The 1,105-nt window shown below is 75.4% G+C and carries 1 protein-coding gene and 1 pseudogene; both read left to right on the plus strand.

Annotated features, from left to right (window positions below; genetic code table 11):
* A pseudogene (locus AB0C29_RS49830) lies at positions 1-421 on the plus strand (ATP-binding protein); the annotation flags it as partial.
* Positions 414-1,105 (plus strand): nickel pincer cofactor biosynthesis protein LarB (gene larB / locus AB0C29_RS49835; protein ID WP_360835588.1); only part of this gene is annotated, 692 nt, incomplete at its 3' end. The pseudogene AB0C29_RS49830 and the gene larB, both read left to right, overlap by 8 nt.

Consider the following 1,105-nt stretch of genomic DNA (forward strand, 5'->3'; position numbering starts at 1 on the left):
GCGCGCCGCGGTCGAGCACCGCGTGCTGCGGCCGCTGGCGGACGCCGGGCTCGACAAGGCGGCGGTCCGCGGCATCGCCCGTGAGCTGGGGCTGCCGTGCGCGGACAAACCGGCTGCGCCCTGCCTCGCGTCCCGGATCCCACACTTCGCCGAGGTCGTGCCCCGCAAGCTGCGCCAGATCGACCAGGCCGAGGCGGCGCTGCGCCGGCTGGGCTTTGCCGACCTGCGGGTACGTCACCACGGCGACATCGCCCGCGTCGAGTTGCCGCCCGACGACCTGCCGCGCGCCGTCACCGATCCGCTGCGCACGGCGATCCGTGACGCCGTCGTGGCGGCGGGTTTCCGCTTCGTCACCGTGGACCTGACCGGCGTGCAGTCCGGCGCCTTCACCCTGCCGCTCGTCCGGGCCGGCGATGTCTGACGAGCTGTCCGGCTTCGCTCGGCTGGATCTCGAGCGCACTGCCCGCCGCGGCTATCCGGAAGCGGTCTACTGCGAGGGCAAGACGCCGGAGCAGGTCGCCGGCATCGCTGCCGCCGTGCGCGCCCGGCCCGACGTGGTCACCCTGTTCACCCGGGCCGGCCCGGAACACGCCAAGGCGATCCTGCACGAGCTGCCCGACGCCCGGCACGACGTCGAGGCGGCCCTGCTCGCCTGGCCGCCTGTGCCGCCGGAGAGCACCGGCGGGTTGATAGCCGTGGTCGCGGCCGGCACCTCCGACCTGCGGGTGGCCCGGGAGGCGATGCAGACCGCGCGCTACCTGGGACGCCGTACCGAACTGGTGGTCGACGTGGGCGTGGCCGGTCTGCATCGGGTGCTGGGCCAGCTCGACCTGCTGCGCCGCGCGCGGGTCGTCGTCGTGGTCGCCGGGATGGACGGGGCTCTGCCCAGCGTGGTCGCGGGCCTGGTCGCCGCCCCGGTGGTCGCCGTGCCGACGTCGGTGGGTTACGGCGCCGCCTTCGGCGGGCTGGCCCCGCTGCTCACCATGCTCAACTCCTGCGCGCCCGGCGTCGCGATCGCCACCAGCGGCTCAGCCGTGTACGTCGGCGGGGACTTCGGCACAGTCGGCGGCCAGCGACGCGACAGCCTGGCCCGGCTCGACGGGCG

This window comes from Actinoplanes sp. NPDC048791, assembly GCF_040650095.1.
Classification (GTDB): Bacteria; Actinomycetota; Actinomycetes; order Mycobacteriales; family Micromonosporaceae; genus Actinoplanes.